We start from the raw sequence: 21,151 nt of genomic DNA on the forward strand, positions 1-21,151 counted from the left end.
GAAAGAGTGACCCCTACCGTTTGATCCATTTCCGCGCCTCCGCCGCGGCCCGGTTCTACGCGGATCACACGGCGACCGACCACACGTGCGAAGAACCGCATCGCAGGGGGTTCTATGAGATCAAACCGCGCCAAGATGCGCGCCGGAGTGAGCCTGGCAGCGACACTGCCGATGCTCGCCGGCGCGCTGGCGCTCGGCATACCCGCGGCGCACGCCGCGGACCACCCGGGCCGGGACGCCCTCACGGGCACCAAGCCCGCGTGGGCCACGGCCAAGGCGGACCAGGGCGCCACCTCCGACGGCGCCCGGGTCACCGCCCGGGTCTACCTGGCGGGGCGGGACGCCTCCGGCCTCGCCGCCTACGCGAAGGCCGTCTCCGACCCGAACTCTGCCGCCTACGGCCACTACCTGAGCGCCCGTAAGGCGCAGGCCCGCTTCGGCGCGACCAAGGCCCAGGTGGCCGCGGTCAAGTCGTGGCTGAGGTCCGCGGGTCTGAAGGTCACCGGCGTCACGCGGCACTACGTCACCGTCACCGGCGACGTCGCCGCCGTCGAGAAGGCCTTCGGCACCCAGCTGCACGACTACGCCAAGGGCGCCAAGACCTACCGCGCGCCCGCGAAGACGGCCTCGGTGCCCGAGAGCCTGAAGGGCGCCGTCCTGACGGTCACCGGACTGGACAACGCCCCGCACAAGGTCACCCACGACGACCAGCTGCCCCCGCCCGACGCGGTGTTCAAGAACTCGGGGCCGTTCTCGTCGTACTACGGCTCGAACGTCGCCACCGGTCTGCCGGACGCGTACGGCCAGAAGATCCCGTACGCCGTCAAGGGCTACACCGGCAAGCAGCTGCGCGCGGCATACGGCGCGGGCAGCCGCACGGGCAAGGGCGTGCGCGTCGCCATCACCGACGCCTACGCCTCGCCGACCATCGCCTACGACGCGGCCACCTACGCGGCCAAGCACGGCGACGCGGCCTACACCACCGGCCAGTTGAAGCAGGTGCTGCCCAGCAAGTACACCAAGACCAAGGAGTGCGGGGCGGCCGGCTGGTACGGCGAGGAGACCCTCGACGTCGAGGCCGTGCACGCGGTCGCGCCGGGCGCGCAGATCACGTACGTGGGCGCCGCGTCCTGCTACGACGACGACCTGCTCGACTCGCTCGGCAAGATCGTCGACAACCACCTGGCCGACATCGTCTCCAATTCCTGGGGCGACATCGAGGCCAACCAGACGCCGGACCTCGCCGCGGCCTACGACCAGGTCTTCCAGTTCGGCGCGGTCGAGGGCATCGGCTTCTACTTCTCCTCCGGCGACAACGGCGACGAGGTCGACAACACCGGTGTGAAGCAGGTCGACACCCCGGCCAACTCGGCGTGGGTGACGGCGGTCGGCGGCACCTCGCTGGCCGTCGGCAAGGACGACAAGTACCTGTGGGAGACCGGCTGGGGCACCCAGAAGGCCGTGCTGTCGGCCGACGGCACGAGCTGGGTGAACTTCCCCGGCGCGTTCACCTCGGGTGCGGGCGGCGGCACCAGCAGGACGGTCGCCGAGCCCTACTACCAGAAGGGCGTCGTGCCGGACGCGCTCGCCACGGCCAACAGCGCCGACGGCAACCGCGTCGTCCCGGACATCGCGGCGGTCGGCGACCCGAACACCGGTTTCAAGGTCGGCCAGACGCAGACCTTCCCGGACGGGACCGAGAAGTACAGCGAGTACCGCATCGGCGGCACCTCGCTCGCCGCTCCGGTCATCGCGGCCGTCCAGGCGCTCGCCCAGGAGGCCCGCGGCGGCAAGGCGATCGGCTTCGCCAACCCGGCGATCTACGCGAAGTACGGGTCGAAGGCGTACCACGACGTGACCGACGACCCGACCGGCTCCGGCCTGGCGGTGGCCCGCGTCGACTTCGCCAACGGCTACGACGCGGCGGACGGCCTGATCACCTCGGTCCGCAGCCTCGGCAAGGACAGCTCGCTGTCCGCGGTGAAGGGCTACGACGACGTCACCGGCGTGGGCACCCCCGCGAACGGCTACGTCGAGTCCTACCGACGCCGCTGAGGCCCGGCCCCGCGGTTCCCGCGCCCGCCCCCGGCGAGAGTCTGGACTCTCGCCGGGGGCGGGCGCGCGTGCGCCGGGGGTGTGTTCACGACCGGTTCGTACGAGCGCTGGAAACCGCCGGAAGTGGGGCGGCCTTCGGGCGTCATGTCCCGATTGCTCCGCCCCGGTCCCGGTCCCGGCCCGCGGCGGGCCTTGCGTTGTGCCGGGGCCGCCGGGGCACCCTGTACCGCCGCGGGGCCGGCAGCGGGCGCGGCGCCGGTGGTGGACCGCGGGCGCGGCGCTCACGCGCCGGGTGTGGCCCTGGCCGCGCCGCACGGGCACGCCGTGGTCGAGCGCGGTCCGGCGAGTTCCGGCTCCGCCATGCGGAGGAAGCCGGCGGCCCCGCCCGTCATGTCGAGGGCGACCGGCGGCTCCGGGGCCGGGGCGTGCCCGTGGCCGACGGTGGTGTGCGCGGGCATGAGGTCGGCGACGGCCGTGCGGATGGCGCCCCGGCCGACGCCGTGCTCGCGGACCGGGGCGGCGATGGTCCAGCCGCCGGGTACGCCGTGCGCACGGCGCCGGTCTTCCCGGCCACGACGGCAGGCGGCTGCCGCCCCTGCTGCCTCGGCCTCGGCGGCCCGCAGCCCGTCATGGCTCTGCCCGCGTCGGGTCGCGCCGGAGTCCGCGCCGGCGGCGAGGGTCTGCCGGGCGCCCTGTCGACGAGCGTTCGTTCGCCGACAGGTGCGGCGCGGGCCGCCGACGCCGCGCCGGACGGCAGCCCGGCCGGAAGGGGTCCGGCCGAAAGGGGTCCGGCGGGCGGCGGGCACCGTTGCCGCCATCCGCTCCGGCCGCTCGAGGACGCGCTGATACGCCAGGGCCACCCGGGGTGTGGATCCGCGGCCGCACTCACCGGTCAGCCACCGGCGGTGATCGCGGCGATCACGGCGTGGGCGGGGATGGTGACCAGGTCCGATGCTTCCAGTTCCAAGGTGCAGTCGGCGCGGCCGCTTCCGCACAGGACCCGCCCCATCCGCTGCACCGACGGGTCGAAGACGACGGTGACCGCGGGGTCCTGGCACACCGGGCTCACGCCGCCCGGCTCCATGCCGAGCCGCCGCAGTACGGCTTGGGAGGCCGCGGCGAGGTCCGTGCGGCGTGCTCCCACAGCGGCTGCGAGCAGGCCGTACCGGATCCGGGCCGGGCCGGGAACGGCGGCGAGAACGATGCGGTCGTCATGGGTGAACGCCATGGCTTTGACGGAGTTCTCCACGTCGAAGGCGGTGCGCGAGCGGATGTCGTCCACCGTGCGGACCTCGCCGTGGCGATGGACGGTGAACGCAACCCCGCGGGCGGTGAGCACTTCGGAGACAGCGAGCGCGGCAGCAGCGGGGCCGAGGGCGGTGGGCTTGTCCATGGTCACCTGTGTTCTCAGAGAGCGGCTTCGCGCATGATCTTCTCCCGTTCGCGCCAGCGGGACCAGAAGGCGCCTTTGTACCCGAGTCGGACGAGGCCGGTGAGGAAGGGGTTGTCGGCGTAGTTGTTGTCGTGCTCGGTCAGCCCCGGTGCGGTCGGGAGCATCACGCGCGGCAGGTCCTGCTCGGGTATCAGCTCCCAGAGGAACTCCAGGGTCCGTTGCCACCGTCCGGCGGGGTCGTTCACGGTGCCCTCGTCCTCGGCCAGATCCGGGGAGAAGTAGTACAGCGGACGGAAACTCCCCGTGCGCTCGAACATGAACTGCCGTTCGTACTCGACAGCGGAGGCGCACTGATGTGCGGGCTTGAGCACGATCGGCTCGGTGGCCGTGTTGGACTGCACACCTGGCACCGGTACGCGGCCGTCGCTTCGGTCCGCGCAGCGCATGCCGAGCGGGGAGTACGGGAAGATGCGCAGTCCCAGGGTGAAGCCGACGACCGTGGCGTCGAGGTCCATGGTCCGCTCCACGCACTGGCGCACGGTCTCCCGGTTCTCTCCGGGCATGCCGAGCAGGACTTCGACCATGCTGAGCATGCCGTGTTTGTGGGTCAGCTCCACCGTCGAGACCACGTCGTCGAAGGTGTAGTAGCGGGTTCCCTTCCCGGTGACCTTCCAGTCGTCGAGGAGGTCGTCGCGGACGTGGTCGGGAGCGACGTTGACGCCCGCGCCCCCCGCCGCGGCGAGGAGTTCGGCCAGTTCCTCGTCGAAGGGAGCGGGCTGGGCGTAGACCCACAGCCGCAGGTGGTGGAGCGGCGAGGCCGCGTCCCGGTCCTTGCGCCGGACGATCTCCCGCAGCAGTGCCTTGCTGTTGGCGACGGCGAGATTGAATTCGCTGTCGGTGGTGTGCAGATCGTGGACGCCCTGCGAGGTCAGCAGTTCCATCTCGTCCACGACGGCGGCGATGTCACGCCGGGCGAACCGGTTTCCCTTGGCGTCGGGTTCGACGCAGTGGGCGCAGGCGAACGGGCAGCCGTTCTTGGTGAGGATGTTGCCGAGTCCGCCGCGTCGGTAGTACTCGAGGTTGTCGACCTTCGTCGGATCGCCGGCGCGCCGGAGGTAGGCAGTGCTCCTGTTGACCTGCCAGACACGGCTCTCCGCGAAGCCCGTGGAGGTGAGGAGGTGTCCGGCGGGTAAGGAGGGTGCCGGGTCGGCGACGGGCGGGTTCCGGTGGACCTCGCCGTGGCCGCGGTTGACGAGCAGGCCGGGTACGGCGGTCGGGTCGGTTCCGTCGGCGAGTGCCCGTGCGAGGTCGCAGATGATGTGCTCTCCCGGGCCCTTCACGCCGTAGTCGATGCCGAAGTAGTCGACCAGGGCGAAGGGCATGGAGGAGAAGCCGACGCCACCGGCGACCACCGGCGCGTCGCTCAGGGTGCGGACGGTGTCGATGATCTCGCGGTGCTCCCCGAGGAAGACCCGCTGCTCCTGGGGGTAGATGGTGTCGGTGTTGCGTACGGTCACGCCGATGAGCAGGGGGCGCCGGTCGCGGAAGTACTCTTCGAGGGCCGCGCGCCAGTCGTCACGGCGGAAGGTGAGGTCGACGACTTCTACCGTGAATCCGCTCTCCTCAAGCGATGTCGTCAGGATGTCCAGGGCGTAGGGGGTGATGGGCGGATGGATCTTGTTCGGGTTGATCAGCGTGACCAGCGGTGTGCTCATGCTTCCTCCCGTTGCTGCCAGTGGCGGGGTCGGTGTGCTGTGTCGGCTCGGTGACACCGGGCCGCACGGTGATCGCGATGCCGGTCAGGCATACGACCATGGTCACCACCGCCACGGCGTCCATGGCCGGGGCGTTGCCCAGGGACCATTCGGTGACCCGTACCAGAAAGGGGACGAACAGCGAGACCGCTGCCATGTACAGCGGGCCGCGCCGCAGGACGAGTTCATGGGCCGTCACATAGACGGGTGCGGTCAGCAGGGCACCGAGCGCCAGCGTGCCCAGCCATTGCCGGGCGGTGACGTCGGACAGGGGCTCGGTCACGGCGGCGACCGGCGCCAGCATGACCGTGGCGACAGCGAAGACCACGGGCAGGGCGCCGAGCGGTGACACGTCGTGCAGGTCTTTGCGGTAGAGGTAGTTGTAGAGGGCGAAGGTGACGGTGGCGAGCAGCGTCCAGGCCCCGCCGATGAGCAGGTCGGTGGTGTGGCTCCCGGCGCCGGACATGTCCAGGGTGTATCCGAAGGCGCCGGCCACCGCCACTACCGTGCCGACCGCCTTGCGCCAGGTGACCCGTTCCCCGAAGGCCGCGGCTCCGATGGCCAGGGTCACGCAGGGCAGCAGGGCCACGACCAGTCCGGTCTTCGAGGCCCCCATGCGCTGCACGCCCAGCATGGTGCCGACGAAGTACACGAAATAGCCGAGGAAGGCGAGCACCAGCACGGCGCGGCCACGGCGTGCGGTCTGTGCGAAGGCGGCCCGGGCGGGGGCGGCGGTCAGCGCGATGCCCACGAGCACCAGAGTGCTGCCGGCGGCCCGGCCGGTGGCGACGGCGAGTGGCGGAACGTCGTCGGCCACGAGGACTCCGGACAGCACCCAGCCGGCGGTCAGCAGGGCGGCCGTGGCCAGGGTGAGCAGGATGACGACGGTCCGGTCGTGTGCGGTCGCGGGCCGGCGGACGCTACTGCCCGGCCCGGATGAGCGCATGCTCCAGCCCGTCCATGATGGCGTGGGCATCGGCCAGCAGGGTCGCTGGGTCCGGTGCGGTGAGGAAGACCAGGCCCGCGGAGTTCAGGTAGCCGTTGGCCGCGTCGTAGACCGGCATCGGGGAGCCGGACGGCAGGGAGAGCCCGTCGAAGACCTCGGCCTTCGTACCCGGCGAGAGCAGGGACGCCCAGTCGATGCGGTCGGGTACGAAAGGGGGCAGGGTGCTCCAGGGGCGGCCGCGGGAATCGGCGGCGTACAGCGCGACGGACCCGGCGGCGTGGGCGGTCGGCTGGACGAGCATGGTGTCCGGAAGTCCCGGATCCTCGCCCAGGGCCGCCCTGGTGTAGGCCCCGATCATGTCGATGCCGTGGACGTGCTCCACCTCGCGGGTCAGCAGCACTCCGCCGAAGCGGGCGGCGCTCTCCAGCAGGCACACCCGTTCACCGTCGAGCAGTTTCATCTCCGTGTGCGTCGCACAGGTCCCCAGCTCCAGGGCGTCGACCGCGCGCCGGGCGATCTCCTCGATCCGCCGCTGCAGCGCGGGGGCGAGAACGCACGGGGTGAAGTTGGCCCGTTCGGTGAACGGCGCTGTGGTCGGCGCCTTGGACGTGATGCACACCGGGTGGTAACGGCCTTCGACGACGACCCCCTCGACACTGATGTGGTCTCCGTAACGGTCGTCGTCGTACCAGGAACGAATGGAGGACGGGATGATCTCGTCGACGAGGAACCCGGGTGCGGGCTGCTGTCCGGCAGCCGAAAGGCGCAGCTCGGAGAACCAGCTCTCGTTCCCTCCGGCCAGTGCGGCACCGGAACTCTCCCAGGCCGCGGGCAGCTCGTCCTCGGACCGGATGATCACCTGCCCCACCGCGGCGGCGCTCCAGGCGGACTTCAGCAGGACCGGCGGCGTGAGCCGGTGCCAGGCAGACCGCAACTCCTCGATGGAATCGGCCGGCAACCAGGTCGGAACGGGCACCCCGGCCCGCTGCCACACCTCGCGCATGGCCCGCTTGTCACGGGCGCGCCGGACATTCGGACCTGGGCCGGGCAACCCCAGCCGCTGGCAGGCCTCGGCGACCGCGATGACGGCGAACTCCGAGAAGGTGAGCACCGCGTCAGCACCCACCCGGTGCGCCGCCGCCACGATGTGCTCGACCAACTGGTCGGCGTGCGGCCTGCTGTCGGAGATGTCGACGACCGTCTCGCAACAGGTGTCCGCGACCGAACGTGCCGTCGCGGACAGCGGCGTCACCGCGAGCACGCAGGTGTCGGCCACCGCGGCAACCTTGGGAATGGTGTACTCCGGTGGTGCTCCGGCCCTGGCGTGGACCAGCAGAACACGCGCCAACGTCCGCTCCCCCGTTCCCTGAACGTATTCGGCCTTCGACCGGGCCGGGCGCCCACGCTAGGCGGGAGGATGTGGCACAGGCAACACTCGCCGACGGTTGCCGTCGCGTTCCGGTCATGATCCGCTTCCCGGCCACCCGAAGACCTGGAGCACACAGGGCGGCGACCGGAGAGGGATGGTGTCCTTGGCCGCGGAGGGCGGGGATTCGGCGCGCGCCGCTATCGCGTCGGTCTGACGATTACACTGGGCCCGTGTCTCCGTCTCCGTTGAACTTCTGGTCGATCTATCAGCACGGCTTCGCGCGGGTCGCCGCCTGCACGGGCCACACCGTGATCGCCGACCCGCCCGCCAACGCCGAGGCGGTGCTGCGGCAGGCGCGCCGGTGTGCCGAGGAGGGGGTCGCCGTCGCGGTCTTCCCGGAGATGGTGCTGTGCGGCTACTCGATCGAGGACCTGCTGCTCCAGGACGCGCTGCTGGACGGCGTCGAGGCGGCCCTCGCGAGCGTGGTGGCCGGGTCGGCCGAGCTGCTGCCGGTGCTGGTCGTCGGCGCGCCGCTGCGGCACCGCAACCGGATCTACAACTGCGCCGTGGTCGTGCACCGCGGGCGGATCCTCGGTGTGGTGCCGAAGTCGTACCCGCCCAACTACCGCGAGTTCTACGAGCGTCGGCAGCTCGCCGGGGGCGACGACGAGCGCGGCGGGACGATCCGGGTCGGCGGCGAGGCCGTGCCGTTCGGGGTGGACCTGCTCTTCGAGGCGGCGGACGTGCCCGGGCTCGTGCTGCACGCCGAGGTCTGCGAGGACATGTGGGTGCCGGTGCCGCCGAGCGCGGAGGCCGCGCTGGCCGGCGCGACCGTCCTGGTCAACCTCTCCGGCAGCCCCATCACGGTCGGGCGGGCCGAGGACCGCAGGCTGCTGTGCCGTTCGGCGTCCTCCCGCTGCCTGGCCGCGTACGTCTACGCGGCGGCCGGCCTGGGCGAGTCGACCACCGACCTGTCCTGGGACGGGCAGACCATGATCTACGAGAACGGGGTGCTGCTCGACGAGTCCGACCGCTTCCCGCTCGCCGACCAGTACGCCGTCGCCGACGTCGACCTCGACCTGCTGCGGCAGGAGCGGCAGCGGATGGGCACCTTCGACGACAACCGGCGCACGCACGCCGCGCGCACCGGCGACTTCCGCACCGTCACGTTCAGGCTGGAGCCGCCGCTCACCGACCTCGGGCTGCGGCGGCGGGTGGAGCGGTTCCCGTTCGTGCCGGCCGACCCCGACCGTCTCGCCCTGGACTGCTACGAGGCGTACAACATCCAGGTCGAGGGCCTCCAGCAGCGGCTGGCCGCGATCGGCGGGCCGAAGGTGGTCATCGGGGTGTCCGGCGGCCTCGACTCCACGCACGCGCTGATCGTCGCCGCCCGCGCCATGGACCGCGCGGGCCGTCCGCGCAGCGACATCCTGGCGTTCACCCTGCCCGGCTTCGCCACCAGCGACCACACCAAGGACAACGCCCACAAGCTGATGAACTCGCTCGGCGTCACCGCGGCCGAGCTGGACATCACGCCGACGGCGCGGCTGATGCTTCAGGAGATGGGCCACCCGTTCGCCTCCGGCGAGCCGGTGTACGACGTCACCTTCGAGAACGTGCAGGCCGGACTGCGCACCGACTACCTGTTCCGGCTGGCCAACCAGCGCGACGGCATCGTGCTGGGCACCGGTGACCTGTCGGAGTTGGCGCTCGGCTGGTCCACGTACGGCGTGGGCGACCAGATGAGCCACTACAACGTCAACGGCGGGGTGCCGAAGACGCTGATCCAGCACCTCATCCGCTGGGTCATCAGCAGCGGCCAGTTCGGCGAGGAGACCGGCGGCACGCTCGCCGCGATCCTGGACACCGAGATCAGCCCGGAGCTGGTCCCCGGCGAGGAGATGCAGTCGACGGAGTCGAAGATCGGCCCGTACGCGCTGCACGACTTCACGCTCTTCCACGTGCTCCGTTACGGCTTCCGGCCGTCGAAGATCGCCTTCCTGGCCTGGCACGCCTGGCACGACCCGGAGGCCGGCGCCTGGCCGCCGAACTTCCCCGAGGCCAAGCGGGTGGCCTACGACCTCGCGGAGATCCGGCGCTGGCTGGAGGTGTTCTGCCGCCGCTTCTTCGCGTTCGCCCAGTTCAAGCGCTCGGCCATGCCGAACGGGCCGAAGGTCTCGGCGGGCGGTTCGCTCTCCCCGCGCGGCGACTGGCGCGCCCCGTCGGACGGCAACGCGCGCGCCTGGCTGCGGGACCTGGCCCGGTTCGACGACCCTGGCGACCCTGCGGCCTGAGCGCGCCGGGTCCGTCCCCCGACCGGACCCGGCGGGACCGCCGGGTCCGGTCCCGGCCGGCGGCCGCCCAGGCCGGCGGCCGGGGCGGCCGGGTCAACAGGTGTTCCGGTACGGGAGGTCCGGAAGGTAGGCCTTCCAGTCGGGCCCGGAGAGGCCGGAGCCCGCGCGCCCGCAGACGGCCGCGGCCAGGTGCCCGGGGTCCAGGTCGTACCGCTGGACCGGGGTGTACTCGCCGGCCGCGTACAGGGCCGTGTCGTCGGGGCCGAAGGCGAGGGCGAGCGGCCGGTCGCCCGGGGCCGGCAGCGCGGAGCCCAGGAGCCGCAGGGAGGCGACGTCCCACAGCTGTACGGTGCCGGCCTCCCCGGCGACCGCCAGGGTGCCGCCGTCGTGGGAGAAGGCCAGCGCGGACACCTGGCCGACGGTGTCCGCCTCGCTCTCCGACGCGTTGGTGTCCAGCACGCCGAGGCGCTTGCGGAGCGTGCCGTTCCAGACGGTGACGCGGCCCAGGGCGTCGCCCGAGGCCAGCAGCCCGCCGTCGGGGCTGAACGCGGCGGCCGTGTTGGCGCCCTCACCGAGCAGGCGTGACTCGACCCGTCCCCGCGCCCGCAGTTCGGCCACCACGCCCTCCGCGGTGACCAGCCGGTCACCGGCGGGGTTCAGCACCGCGTCGACGCCGGTGGAACGGCCCTCGGTGACACCGGTCATGCGGCTGCCGTGCACGGAGCGCACCCGCTTGCGCCGCCTCAGATCCCAGACCTCGGCGGACACCGGGTCCGTGGCCCGGTACACCACCAGGGTGCGGGCGTGGGAGTCCAGCGTCAGCCCGGCGAGGGCGGTCTCCCCGTCCGCGGAGCGGATCCTGACGGTGGCGTACGTACGACGGCGGCGGACGTCCCACACGGTGACCGTCGCCTCGTCCGGACCGCCGTCCCGCACGCTCGCCGCCACGCCCGGCCCGCTCGCTTCCCCGTCCCGGCCGTCCACTGCCACGCCCCGGCCGTCCGCCTCCCCGTCCCGGCCGTAGGCGACGTACCGGCCGTCGGGGCTGATCGCGGCGAGGTCTGTGCAGAACGACTCGGAGGTCTCCTCGGGGCACATGTCCGTCTCCGGGGCGAGGAGGACCCGCCCGCTGCGGGTGTCCACGGCCTCCAGCCGGGGCACGCCGCGCACCGTGCGGAAGCGGGCCAGCACCCGGCCGTCGGCGGAGAGCCGTGCCCAGCGGGCCGGCTGCTCCTGGTCCCACCGGCCGGTCATGGACCGTCCCAGGCTCAGCGACCGGACCACGGTCCCCAGCTCGTTGAGGTAGCGCACCGTTCCCGTCGGACCGTCGAAGGCGATGTCCCAGGCCTCCCCGGCCGGCAGCCGCTGCGTGAACACGGGCGCGTCGGGGCTCGCCGACCGCCACAGCAGCAGCGCCCTGCCGCTCATGGCCAGGACGAAGTCGCCGTGCGCGCTGAAACGCGCGTCGCTCACCGGGTCGGAGTGCAGGGCGGGCAGCGCGCGCCCGGTGCGCAGGTCCCACCGGCGGATTCCGCGGTCGCCGGTGAGCGCGAGGGTCCGGCCGTCCGGCGAGACGGCGAGCACGCCCTCACCGCAGTGGCCGGGGCCCACCCGCGCCGCCCAGGACCCGGCGGACTTCCGCCGGTGTCCGACGTCCCACACCTCCAGGCCGCGCCGGTCCGTGCACAGGGCGAGGGTCCGGCCGTCGGGGCCGAGCGCGAAGGACTGGAGCGTGTCGTCGTCGCCCTCCCTGATCCGCAGGAGCCTGCGGTGGCCGCGCAGGTCCCAGACCTGGACGGACGGATTCGTGTCGAAGGGGAGGTCCCCCACCAGCAGGGTGCGTCCGTCGCGGCTGAAGTACGGCGGCTCCAGCACGGCCGGTGCGGCCAGGGTCCCCGTCACCCGGGCGGTCCGGACGTCCCAGACCTTGACCGCTTCGTCCGTCGCCACCGCCAGCGTCCGGCCGTCCGGGCTGACCGCGACCGAGGCTCCGCCGTCCATCAGGCGTCCGGGTCCCGGCACGGAACGGGTGAGGCGGTGGGTGCGCAGGTCCCAGACCCTGACCCGGTCCGCCGTGACCGACACCACCTGCCGGCCGTCCGAGGTCAGCCGGCGCACCTCGTTGCCGGACCGGTCGTCGGTGCCCTGATCGGCGCCCGGCACCGGGAACACGTCCTCCTCGCGCTGCGCCATGGCCCCGATCAGCGCCGACCGGGTCTCCGTCGTGTCGGCCAGCCGCCACCCGGCAACGCTGAGCCGCATCGCGGTGACCGGATCGGAGAACCGCATGCTGTCGGCGACCGCCGCGATCCGGCGGGCCTCGGCCTCGACCCGGCGGCGGTCGCCGGCCCGGTTCTGCTGCCAGGCGACCGCTCCGGCGACCAGGGCGAGGACGACCAGGGCCGAGAGGCTGCCGGCGACCCCTCGCCGTCGGCGGCGTTCGCCCCGCCGCGCGGCCCGGCTCGCGGTCAGGAAGGCCCGCTCCAGCGAGGTGAGCGAGGTCTCGGTGAGCTGTTCCCGCGCCGTGCGCAGCCGGGTGCCGCGGTACAGCGCGCCCGGGTCGCGGCCGAGCTCGTCCCAGGTGCGTGCCGCCTCGCTCAACCGCCGGTGCACGCGCAGCCGTTCCCGCTCGCCGTCGATCCAGCCGGACAGCCGCGGCCACGCGGTGATCAGCGCCTCGTGGGAGAGGTCGACGGTGTCGTGGCCGAGGGTGATCAGCCGGGCGCGGGCCAGGTGGTCCAGAACTCGGCGGAGGTCCGCGGAGCCGCCGGGGCCGGCGAAGTCGAGTTCGTCGCGGTCCACCGGCCGGCGGGTGTCCGCAGCGCCGTCGCCGGGGGTGATCAGCCGCAGCAGGACGAGCCGGGCGAGTTCGGCGTCCTCGGGGCCGAGCCGGGCGTAGGCGTCCTCCGCGCTCTGGGCGATGGCGCCGTGGACACCGCCGGCGGCCTCGTACGCCCGCACGGTCAGCGCCCGTCCCCGGCGCCGGCGCCAGGTCTCGTGCAGGGCGTGCGACAGCAGCGGCAGTCCGCCCGGCTCGTCGGCCACCTCGCGCACCAGCCGCGCGGTCAGTTCGCGCTCGACGATCAGCCCGGCCGTCTGCGCGGGCCGCACGACCGCCTCGCGCAGTTCGGCGGGGCTCATCAGACCGACCAGCAGCCCGGCCTCGGACAACGTGTCGGCGAGGTCGCGGTGTTCGGCGCAGCGGCCGTAGAAGTCGGCGCGTACGGCGATGACGACCCGCAGCCCGCTGTCCGGGGTCCGGGCGGCGAGCAGCCGGTCGATGAACGCGGTGCGCTCGGCGGGGTCCTGGCAGAGGGTGAAGACCTCCTCGAACTGGTCCACGACGACGACGGTGTCCCCGCCCGCGCCCGCGTCGTCCGGCCGGAGCGCCGGAACGAGCGCCCGCGTGGGCTGCCGCCCCGGGGTGAGGATCCGTACGGCCGCGACCCCGCTCCCGTTCCGCCCCGGCCGGCGGAGCGCCGGCACGAGCCCGGCCCGCAGCAGTGACGACTTCCCGCTGCCGGACGGCCCGAAGACCGCCGAGAACCGCCGGTCGGCCGTCAACCGCAGCAGCCGGCCGACCAGTTCGTCCCGTCCGAAGAACCGTTCGTGGTCGTCGGGCTCGAACCGGGCCAGCCCCTGGTACGGCGACCGTCCCGCACCGTCCGTCCGCTCCCGCACGGCGGACTCCTCGTCCGCCTCCCGCCACCGCCGCTCCCACTCCTCGGCCTCGCCGCCGCAGGCCCGCGCGTACGCCAGGGTGACCGCGAGCGACGGCAGTTGCTCACCGGCGGCGGCCTGGGAGAGGGCGGTCACCGAGTAGTGGGCCCGCCGGGCCATCTCCCGGTAGGTGATCCCGCCCGCCTCCTGCCGCAGCTTCCGTAACTCGTACGCGAACCGCTGCACCGGCCCGGCGTTCGGATCCACCGGCCTCTCTTGACGCCCCACAGACCCGAAATCCCCCCGTGCCCGCTGCCCTGGCGGCACTCGCAGCCGTGCCCCCCGCCCCACGCTAGGAGCCCCGCCACTCCTTCCACAACCGCCGGACAAGCCCCTCGGCAACGCATGTGGCTGCAGAGCTACGGCTGATCCGCCTCCCGCACGACGTGAACGAGATCGTGGTCCTCAGCTCACCCCTTGAGCGAGGCGACGAAGGGGGCCCAGGCGGCGGCGGTGAGGAACAGGGCGGGGCCGTCGGGGGCCTTGGAGTCCCGGACGGGGACGAGGCCGGGGATGTTGTCGGCGACTTCGACGCAGTTGCCGCCGTCCTCGTTGCGGTGGCTGGACTTGCGCCAGAGGGCGGCGCCGGGGAAGTCACTGGCGACCTCGACGCACTCCCCGCCATCGCCGTTGCTGTAGCTGCTCTTGCACCAGAGCGCGTCACTCAAGTCGATGCGGTTGCTCGCCATTTCGGTAATCCTCTGCCGCTGCCTTGATCATGGCCAGGGACGCGTCTGGTGACAGCGCGACGGCCCTGAGCCGATCGTATGCCTTGCGGTACTGCCGCACGAGGGCCGGATCGTCGATGGTGTCTCCGCTGTAGGACGCCTCGGTGTAGATCAGCGGCGGGGCATCCGGGAAGGTCATGATCATGATGGAGGCGGCCATCAGGGGATACGCGCCGCAGTTCCGCGGCACGATCTGCGGAGTAATCCGGCGTCGGCCCGCCAACTCCGCGACGCGGTGGAGCTGCGCGGTCATGTCCTCCGGCGACATGATGGCATCCGTGAGCAACGACTCGTGCAGGATGGCCCAGTATTCCGGGACAGACTGGTCGTCCTCCAGAAGCCGTGCGCGGTCGAGCCGGGCGCGCACCTTCTCCTCGATCCAATCGTCCGAGGCCGACGGATGCGCGGACCGGACAAGCGAGCGTGCGTACGGAGCAGTCTGCAGCAGTCCGGGCAAGATGCTCGGAGACCACAACTCGATCGTCTCGGCGTGCTTCTCAGCTTCCAAAGCCTTCTCGAAGTACGCGGCATGCGGCCCCCGCCTGGCCCGCCGCACGTCCTCACAGTGCCGCTCGAAGTAGCCGTCCGTCCCCAGCACTCGATCCGCGTGCCGGGCCAGATCAACGGGCATCCGCCGCTTGCCGTGCTCGATGTCGCTCAGGTACGTCTTGCCGTAGAAGCTGCCCTCGAGGAGCGCTTCCAAGGACAGCCCCGCCGCCTCCCTCTTCCACCGCAACTCCTTGCCGTAGAAGTCGGGGACGCTGATCGAACCGTCGATGTCCTTGCGTCGGACCACGTGCTCACCGCCGTACCTCACCGTGCCGTTTCCGCCGTCCGCGCCGCGGACGCGAATCACCTTCCACGCCAGCGAGCCCGGCGACAGTCTGTGAGGTGTTCGTCACACACCGCTCAGAAGGTTGTCACCCCCATGCCCGACCGCTCCCCCACGCCCTACGACGTCACCCTCTGCGTCGAGAACCTGCGCACCGCCCTCGCCCTGCACGGCATCACGCTGCCGTCCCTGCGCGTGGAGCCGGCGAGCTTCGCGGGGACGTACTCCCCGCCCGCCGGTCTCGTCGCGCTCGGGAACTGCAACACCGCCACGGCCCACGCGCTCGCCACCGCCCTCCGCGGGACGGCGGCCGACCGATGACCTTCGAACTCAGCCTCCTCGCCACCCCCAAGGCCGTGCCCGAACTGCGCCACCACCTCCGCGCGCTCGACTTCGAAGTCCGCCTGTGCGCGACGGAGTTACTCACGAATGTGATCGACCACATCGGCGAGGGCACCCCGGTGACCGTCCGTGTCACCGGCACGCCCGAGCACGGCGGCATCCGCATCGAGGTGACCGACCCCGACCCGCGCGCCCTGCCCGTCCTGCTGTCCGTCACGGCATCGGAGGAGTCTGGGCGGGGCATGGCGCTGCTCGACGCGCTGGCCGACCAGTGGGGCGTGGAGCAGGGCCCGGACCGCAAGACCGTCTGGTGCGAACTGCGCAACTGAACCGTGCCGGGCTGCGGCCGAGAAAGCGGAGGCCTTGGGACAGCGTCTCTGTGCAGTGTGATCGACTGTCGCCCTGACGAGGCCGGTTGGAGGATCCGTGGTGTCTGACGACGGCGACACCCGTACCCGTGACGGCGAGGGCGGAAGGACCGACCGCAACCGCCGCACGCCGATCATCGCGGCGGTCAGCGGCGTAGAGCTGCAGATCGTCCGGGTCATCGTGGCTTCAGCGGGGGCTACGCGGAACGCGCGAGCTGTTCGCGCACCCACGCGGGGTCGGGGTTGACGTGCGGCCGGCCTGCCACGACGACGGTGGGGACGGTCTCATCGCCCTTGTTGATGTCCCGCACCACCGCGGCTCCGGCCGGGTCACGCCAGATGTCGACCCAGTACGCCCGGCGGGCGCGGCGGCCCAGCCTGACGCGCAGGCGCAGACAGTACCTGCAGCCCGGCCGCCAGTAGACGACCGGGCGACCATCGGCCGCGCTGCGGCGTTGGGCTTCCTCGGCTCCGATCGGCCTCGGGAAGACCAGAGGCGAGTTCAGGACCGCGAGCAACACGATCACCAGGAACGGTGCCACGGCACGGCCAGGGCTCCCCTCGGCGGCCTGCACGGTCGCAGCGCCTGAGCCGAACAGCACGAGCAGGATCGGGAGGAGCCAGGCGCGCATCATGAAGAGGAAGGCTACCGCCTGGTGCTGGTCAGGACCGGCTGGTGACGGGGCGCATGGCGAGGCCCTCGGTCGGGGCCCAGTTCGTCACGCGCTGGCCGTCGTCGGCCGGGAACGACGCGACCGGCATGGCCACGTTGACCGGGTCCTCGGCCTCGGTCTCGCCGCCGGGGCTGCCGAGGGTGAGGGTCATGGACTTCACGTCGTAGGTGTCCATGTGGCCGCCGGTGGCGAGCAGTCCGGCATACGCCTTCTCGCCGGGAGCGAGGCTGAAGGGCTCCTCGGACGCGTCACCCTCCAGGACCCGTGCCGGGCCCTTGGCGTCGCCGAGTGTGACCTCGGGGGCGTTCTGGACGTCGCACTTGTTGTCGCCCGTGTTGGTGGCCACGAGGAGAATGCGACGAACCGGGTCACTGCCCTTCGGGTCGTAGCTCGTGGCCGAGATCGACAGGTCCTGCAGGGTGCAGAGCGGGAAGCCGGACGCGGACTCGCCGCCGGTGCCCCCGCCGTCCTCGCTTTCGCCGCTGCTGTCACCGGACGGCGTCGCGGTCGCAGTCGCCGAACTCGTCGCGCTGGGCCGGGCCGAGGACTTGGATTCGTTCGCGGTGTCGCTCCCGCCGGACTCGCACGCCGTGGTCGCGAGCAGCGCGGCGATCGTCGCCGCGCCCATGGCGCAGGCCCTCCAGCCGCTGCGGCTCTTGCCGTTTCCGTAGGCAGTGGCGTTCATGGTGTACCCCCGTGATGATCGGCAATGCGTGGTCGGTGTCCGTCGTTCGACAGCAGAGCGATTCTGCACGGGCGATCGTGCACAGCTCGCGGTCCCTGACGTGCTGTTACCGATCACGTACATATCCGCCGGAAGGCGGTGACCACAGCGGTGCCGGCGTCTCGGGACGGGACGGCCGCGGCCGCGGCTGCCTCCGGCCGCGAAAACCCGTTGGCGGACCGCGGCGGCCGTTGCTAGCCTCCCGGTGGCCGTGCGAGAGAACGAGGAGGTGGTACCCGTGAACGCAGTATCGACATGGGTGCTCCCCTCCGGGGTCACGGTCGGGCGATAGGTCGTCCGGGAGCGCCGTTCTGAGCCCTCCCGAAAGGCACGACCGTGCGATTCACTTCCGAACAACCCCTCGAAGACGGTGTCCTCGAACGCGAATTCATCCTCGGCGAGATCCCCGGCACCCTGTGGACGCCCGGACCAGCGTCGGCCCCACTGCTGCTGATGGCCCACAACAACGGCCTGCCCAAGGCAGATCCCCGACTGGTGGCCCGGGCCCGGTACACCGCGGCGCGCGGCTACGCGGTGGCCACCATCGACGCCGCCGGGTGCGGTGACCGTCCCCGTTCCGCCGCCGACGAGCGGGCCCGTGCCGAACTCCGGCGGGCGATGCGGGCCGGCGAACCGGTCGACGAGATCTTCGAGTCCATCGTCGGCCCGCTGGTCGAGAACGCGGTCCCGGAATGGCGGACCACTCTGGACGCCCTCCTCGAACTGCCCGGGATCGGCGGCCCGGTCGGGTACTCCGGGGGGTGGACCGCCCTCGGTATTCGGCTCGCGGTGGTCGAGCCGCGCATCGCGGCCGCGGGCTTCTTCGCCGGGGGGTACGTGCCCCGGGCCCAGCGGGAAGAGGCCCGGCAGGTCACCGTTCCGCTGCTGTTCCTGCTGCAGTGGGACGACGAGGGGAACCCCCGGCAACGGGCCCTGGACCTGTTCGACGCCTTCGGCAGCAAGGAGAAGACGCTGCACGCCAATCCGGGCGGGCACACCGGCACCCCGTGGTTCGAAGTGGAGGAGGGGTGCCGGTTCTTCGACCGGCATCTGAGGTGAGGCCGGGCCGTCCGGCGGGCAGCTGACGGCCCTCCCTGCCCGCCCCGCCAGGCAGTTGACGGCTGGCCCGGCACCGCCCGCCGGGTCAGCCGCGCCCTCCGGGTCAGCCTGGTCAGCCTGGTCAGCCGTGCAACGCGCCCGACAGCTCCGGCACATGACTGGCGACCAGCCGCTCCCGGCCGGGGGCGGCGCGGCGTCGGTCCACCGCGGCCGCCGTGCCCGCCACCGCCAGGCCGAGGACGGCCAGTGCCGCGCCCGCCAGTGCCGGGGAGGTCGGTCCTGAGCCCGTCGCGAGGGCCAGGCCGCCGATCCGGGCGCCGCCGGCGTCGGCCAGGTTGAAGGCGGCCTGGTTGGCGGAGGAGGCCAGGGAGGGGCCGGCCGCCGCCTTCTCCATCACCATCAGCTGGAGCGGGGAGCCCGTGACGAACGCCGCCAGGCCGAGCAGGGTCACCGCGGCCGCCGCGCTCCACTCGGCGCGCATCAGCACCGGGAAGAGCAGCAGGACGGCAGCCAGCGAGGTCAGGCCGCCGAACCGGGTGCCGCGCATCGAGCGGTCCGCCAGCCGGCCGCCCAGCAGGTTGCCGGCGGTCGCGCCGACGCCGAACAGCGCCAGCAGCACGGTGACGTCGGCGTCGGCGTACCCGGCGGCGTCCGTGAGCATCGGCGTGATGTAGCTGTACGCGGCGAACAGGGCGCCGAAGCCCGCCACCGTCGTACCGAGGGCCAGCCAGACCGGGAGGGAGCGCAGGGCTGCCAGCTCGCCGCGCAGGCCCGTCGCGGGGGCGGTGACACCGTCGTGCGGGATGAGCGCCGCCAGGGACGCCATCGCCACCAGGCCGATCGCGCTGACGCCGAGGAACGTCGCCCGCCAGCCCAGGTGCTGCCCCATGAGCGTGGCGGCCGGCACGCCGACCCCCTGCGCCCGGCTGAGTCTCCGCCCTTGCGGCTACTGGGCGTCGGAGCCTCGCACCTGGCAGCCGGCCGGAAGCATCACATCGCTCCGGGACCTTGATCACCCGCATACTGATCTTCCCGATTCCATCCCTTTCGGGCGGCCACCCTCGCCCTGGCAAGGAGACCGTGTTGTCAAAGACGCGGACCAGTCCGGTGCCTACAAGGACACCGGTTTCACCGCTGCCTGGACGACGGACGCGACAGCCACCGGATACAGCTACACGGTCGACTCCTCCGCCTCCACCGTGCCCGACACGGTGAGCGACTCGGCCACCGCCTCATACAGCGCCACCAGAGGTGAGGGCACCTGGTACCTGCATGTCCGCGCGGTGGACTCCACCGGGGCGTGGGGACCGGTGGCCCACTACCGGTTCACCGTCGACACCACCGTCCCCACCGAGCCCACGGTCAGCTCGCCGGACTTCCCGCACGACGGCTGGGCCGGGGACGCGGGCGACGCAGGGACCTTCGAACTGACCTCCTCGGACACCGGTCTGCGCTCCATGCGCAATCGACTCGACGACGGAACCGAGACCACCGCCGCCGCCACCGTCCCGGGCCCCCGCTCGCGGGCGAGCGAATCTTTCGACTCGCCGCACACAAACCTCCGGGAGGGCGCAAGTGCCCGCCCGAAGACCAAGGGGAGAGGGCCGCACTCGAGTGCGGCCCTCTCCCCTGCCGTCTCCTGTGACTGGATTCTCGGCGGGTCAGGAGGCCGTGTCGAGCCTCACCCGGGCCGCCACCGGCAGGTGGTCGCTCGCGGTCCGCGGCAGCGTCCACGACGTCATCGGCTCGATGCCCTGCACCATGATCTGGTCGATCCTCGCCATCGGGAACGTGGCCGGCCAGCTGAACCCGAAGCCGCTGCCCGCGGCGCCCTGCGTGGAGCGCATCTGGGAGGTGACGGCCTTCAGGGCACGGTCGTTCATGGTGCCGTTGAGGTCGCCGAGCAGGATCTTCCGGTGCAGCTTCTCGTCGGCGATGGCCTCGCCGAGCGCGTCCGCGCTCTTGTCCCGCTGCCGTGCGGTGAACCCGGCCTCCACCTTCACCCGCACCGACGGCAGGTGGGCGACGTACACCGCGATCGGCCCGTAGGGGGTCGTGACCGTGGCGCGCATCGCACGGGTCCAGCCCAGCTTGATGTCGACCGGCTTCACGCCGCCGATCCGGTACTTGCTCCACAGCCCGACCGTCCCCTGCACCGAGTGGTACGGGTACGTCGAGGCCAGCGCCTTCGCGTAGACGGGCACCGCCGAGGCCCTCAGCTCCTCCAGCGCCACCACGTCCGCGCCGGAGGCGGCCACGTCGCGGGCGGTCGCCGACGGGTCGGGGTTGTCGGCGTTGACGTTGTGCGTGGCGACGGTGAGGTCGCCGCCGCCGCCGGTCTTGTCGGTGAGCAGGCCGCCGAAGACGTTCAGCCAGACGACCGCCGGGACCAGCAGCGCGATCAGCGCGGTGGCCGACCTGCGCACCAGGGCGAGCAGCAGCAGCACCGGGACGAACAGGCCCAGCCAGGGCAGGAACGTCTCGGTGAGGCTGCCGGTGTTGCCGATCGCGTTCGGGATCCGCGCGTGCAGCAGCATCACCAGCGCCAGCAGCACCGCGAGCGCGGCGACGATGATGCCGCGCCGCCAGATTCTGGGGTCCCCGCGCCATCCGGCGACCAGTCGGCCGAGCAGACGCCGGAACCTGGCTCCCCGGCGCCCGGGACCCGGGCCTCCGTTCTCCGTTTCCGTCATGTACGCCTGCTGCGCCATACCGTCGCCTCACTGCCTGCCGTGCACACCGTACGTCCCCCCGTGCCCTAAGACCCTAGGGGATGATCGGCTCCGTTCTCGCCGCCCTCGGCGGCCGTACGGGCACTGGGACGCCCCAACCGGTCACGGGGGTTCCGCGGACCGCGCGGGAAAGCGCGCTCTGTGACGAAACGCGCACAGAA

General features: G+C 72.3%; 16 protein-coding genes and 1 pseudogene. 5 read left to right on the plus strand and 12 right to left on the minus strand.

Features of this window, described 5'->3' with window-relative positions; all coding sequences use genetic code 11:
• Positions 1 to 114 precede the first annotated feature (114 nt).
• Positions 115 to 2,055, plus strand: a complete 1,941-nt coding sequence (locus tag VKA29_RS08115; RefSeq protein WP_324784551.1) for a S53 family peptidase — start codon at positions 115 to 117, stop codon at positions 2,053 to 2,055.
• A 281-nt stretch (positions 2,056 to 2,336) separates the two neighbouring features.
• On the opposite strand, the gene VKA29_RS08120 is transcribed toward VKA29_RS08115, so the two are convergent.
• The 5 genes from VKA29_RS08120 to VKA29_RS08140 are packed head-to-tail and all read right to left on the minus strand — an operon-like array spanning position 2,337 to position 7,496.
• Positions 2,337 to 2,915 carry a hypothetical protein gene (locus tag VKA29_RS08120; protein WP_324784552.1) on the minus strand — a complete coding sequence of 193 codons (579 nt, stop codon included), beginning with the start codon at positions 2,913 to 2,915 and terminating at the stop codon, positions 2,337 to 2,339.
• Positions 2,916 to 2,947: 32 nt separating this feature from the next.
• Positions 2,948 to 3,448: a YbaK/EbsC family protein gene (locus tag VKA29_RS08125; protein WP_324784553.1), complete on the minus strand. Its 501-nt coding sequence runs from the start codon at positions 3,446 to 3,448 to the stop codon at positions 2,948 to 2,950.
• Positions 3,449 to 3,462: 14 nt separating this feature from the next.
• Complete coding sequence (gene tsrT / locus VKA29_RS08130; RefSeq protein ID WP_324784554.1) at positions 3,463 to 5,163, minus strand: tryptophan 2-C-methyltransferase; 1,701 nt, start codon at positions 5,161 to 5,163, stop codon at positions 3,463 to 3,465.
• A complete protein-coding gene (locus tag VKA29_RS08135; protein WP_324784556.1) occupies positions 5,072 to 6,148 on the minus strand; it encodes a DMT family transporter in 1,077 nt (358 codons plus the stop codon). The genes tsrT and VKA29_RS08135 overlap by 92 nt, the downstream gene beginning before the upstream one ends.
• A complete protein-coding gene (locus VKA29_RS08140) occupies positions 6,123 to 7,496 on the minus strand; it encodes an ATP-grasp domain-containing protein (protein WP_324784557.1) in 1,374 nt (457 codons plus the stop codon). The genes VKA29_RS08135 and VKA29_RS08140 overlap by 26 nt, the downstream gene beginning before the upstream one ends.
• A 266-nt stretch (positions 7,497 to 7,762) precedes the next feature.
• On the opposite strand from VKA29_RS08140, the gene VKA29_RS08145 reads away from it, so the two are divergent.
• Entirely contained in the window at positions 7,763 to 9,811 is a 2,049-nt protein-coding gene (locus tag VKA29_RS08145; protein WP_324784615.1) for an NAD(+) synthase, read from the plus strand.
• A gap of 93 nt (positions 9,812 to 9,904) precedes the next feature.
• Here VKA29_RS08145 and VKA29_RS08150 read toward each other — a convergent pair whose 3' ends face one another.
• The 3 genes from VKA29_RS08150 to VKA29_RS08160 all read right to left on the minus strand — a co-directional run bounded on the left by VKA29_RS08150 (position 9,905) and on the right by VKA29_RS08160 (position 15,055).
• Complete coding sequence (locus VKA29_RS08150; RefSeq protein WP_324784558.1) at positions 9,905 to 13,738, minus strand: helix-turn-helix domain-containing protein; 3,834 nt, start codon at positions 13,736 to 13,738, stop codon at positions 9,905 to 9,907.
• A gap of 203 nt (positions 13,739 to 13,941) precedes the next feature.
• On the minus strand, positions 13,942 to 14,220 hold the full coding sequence (locus VKA29_RS08155) for a DUF397 domain-containing protein (RefSeq protein WP_324784559.1): 279 nt from the start codon (positions 14,218 to 14,220) through the stop codon (positions 13,942 to 13,944).
• Complete coding sequence (locus VKA29_RS08160) at positions 14,192 to 15,055, minus strand: helix-turn-helix transcriptional regulator (RefSeq protein ID WP_324784560.1); 864 nt, start codon at positions 15,053 to 15,055, stop codon at positions 14,192 to 14,194. Before VKA29_RS08160 ends, VKA29_RS08155 begins: the two co-directional genes overlap by 29 nt.
• 132 nt (positions 15,056 to 15,187) lie before the next feature.
• Between VKA29_RS08160 and VKA29_RS08165 the strand changes: the two genes are divergently transcribed.
• Together VKA29_RS08165 and VKA29_RS08170 are read left to right on the plus strand one after the other, a co-directional pair.
• Positions 15,188 to 15,412, plus strand: coding sequence for a hypothetical protein (locus VKA29_RS08165; protein ID WP_324784561.1), 225 nt, complete (start codon positions 15,188 to 15,190; stop codon positions 15,410 to 15,412).
• Positions 15,409 to 15,762: an ATP-binding protein gene (locus tag VKA29_RS08170; RefSeq protein ID WP_324784562.1), complete on the plus strand. Its 354-nt coding sequence runs from the start codon at positions 15,409 to 15,411 to the stop codon at positions 15,760 to 15,762. Before VKA29_RS08165 ends, VKA29_RS08170 begins: the two co-directional genes overlap by 4 nt.
• Before the next feature lie 236 nt (positions 15,763 to 15,998).
• Here VKA29_RS08170 and VKA29_RS08175 read toward each other — a convergent pair whose 3' ends face one another.
• Together VKA29_RS08175 and VKA29_RS08180 are read right to left on the minus strand one after the other, a co-directional pair.
• Positions 15,999 to 16,436 (minus strand): glutaredoxin domain-containing protein, encoded by a 438-nt coding sequence (locus VKA29_RS08175; RefSeq protein ID WP_324784563.1) that lies wholly within the window; start codon positions 16,434 to 16,436, stop codon positions 15,999 to 16,001.
• A gap of 28 nt (positions 16,437 to 16,464) precedes the next feature.
• Complete coding sequence (locus VKA29_RS08180; RefSeq protein WP_324784565.1) at positions 16,465 to 17,160, minus strand: DUF4232 domain-containing protein; 696 nt, start codon at positions 17,158 to 17,160, stop codon at positions 16,465 to 16,467.
• A 375-nt stretch (positions 17,161 to 17,535) separates the two neighbouring features.
• Here VKA29_RS08180 and VKA29_RS08185 point away from each other — a divergent pair, with 375 nt between their 5' ends.
• Positions 17,536 to 18,258: an alpha/beta hydrolase gene (locus VKA29_RS08185; RefSeq protein ID WP_324784567.1), complete on the plus strand. Its 723-nt coding sequence runs from the start codon at positions 17,536 to 17,538 to the stop codon at positions 18,256 to 18,258.
• Between the two features lie 121 nt (positions 18,259 to 18,379).
• Here VKA29_RS08185 and VKA29_RS08190 read toward each other — a convergent pair.
• Positions 18,380 to 19,189, minus strand: a pseudogene (locus VKA29_RS08190) (MFS transporter); the annotation flags it as partial.
• A gap of 730 nt (positions 19,190 to 19,919) precedes the next feature.
• Entirely contained in the window at positions 19,920 to 20,969 is a 1,050-nt protein-coding gene (locus VKA29_RS08195; protein ID WP_324784568.1) for an endonuclease/exonuclease/phosphatase family protein, read from the minus strand.
• Positions 20,970 to 21,151: the final 182 nt, after the last annotated feature.

Origin of the sequence: Streptomyces sp. H51 (assembly GCF_035656535.1) — a bacterium.
GTDB lineage: Bacteria > Actinomycetota > Actinomycetes > Streptomycetales > Streptomycetaceae > Streptomyces.

What these genes read in the sequence shown, in the direction of transcription:
- VKA29_RS08115 (WP_324784551.1), top strand. Translation starts at nt 115, where the DNA reads ATGAGATCAAACCGCGCCAAGATGCGCGCCGGAGTGAGCCTGGCAGCG.
- VKA29_RS08125 (WP_324784553.1), bottom strand. Translation starts at nt 3,448, where the DNA reads ATGGACAAGCCCACCGCCCTCGGCCCCGCTGCTGCCGCGCTCGCTGTC.
- tsrT (WP_324784554.1), bottom strand. Translation starts at nt 5,163, where the DNA reads ATGAGCACACCGCTGGTCACGCTGATCAACCCGAACAAGATCCATCCG.
- VKA29_RS08135 (WP_324784556.1), bottom strand. Translation starts at nt 6,148, where the DNA reads ATGCGCTCATCCGGGCCGGGCAGTAGCGTCCGCCGGCCCGCGACCGCA.
- VKA29_RS08155 (WP_324784559.1), bottom strand. Translation starts at nt 14,220, where the DNA reads ATGGCGAGCAACCGCATCGACTTGAGTGACGCGCTCTGGTGCAAGAGC.
- VKA29_RS08165 (WP_324784561.1), top strand. Translation starts at nt 15,188, where the DNA reads ATGCCCGACCGCTCCCCCACGCCCTACGACGTCACCCTCTGCGTCGAG.
- VKA29_RS08170 (WP_324784562.1), top strand. Translation starts at nt 15,409, where the DNA reads ATGACCTTCGAACTCAGCCTCCTCGCCACCCCCAAGGCCGTGCCCGAA.
- VKA29_RS08175 (WP_324784563.1), bottom strand. Translation starts at nt 16,436, where the DNA reads ATGATGCGCGCCTGGCTCCTCCCGATCCTGCTCGTGCTGTTCGGCTCA.
- VKA29_RS08180 (WP_324784565.1), bottom strand. Translation starts at nt 17,160, where the DNA reads ATGAACGCCACTGCCTACGGAAACGGCAAGAGCCGCAGCGGCTGGAGG.
- VKA29_RS08195 (WP_324784568.1), bottom strand. Translation starts at nt 20,969, where the DNA reads ATGGCGCAGCAGGCGTACATGACGGAAACGGAGAACGGAGGCCCGGGT.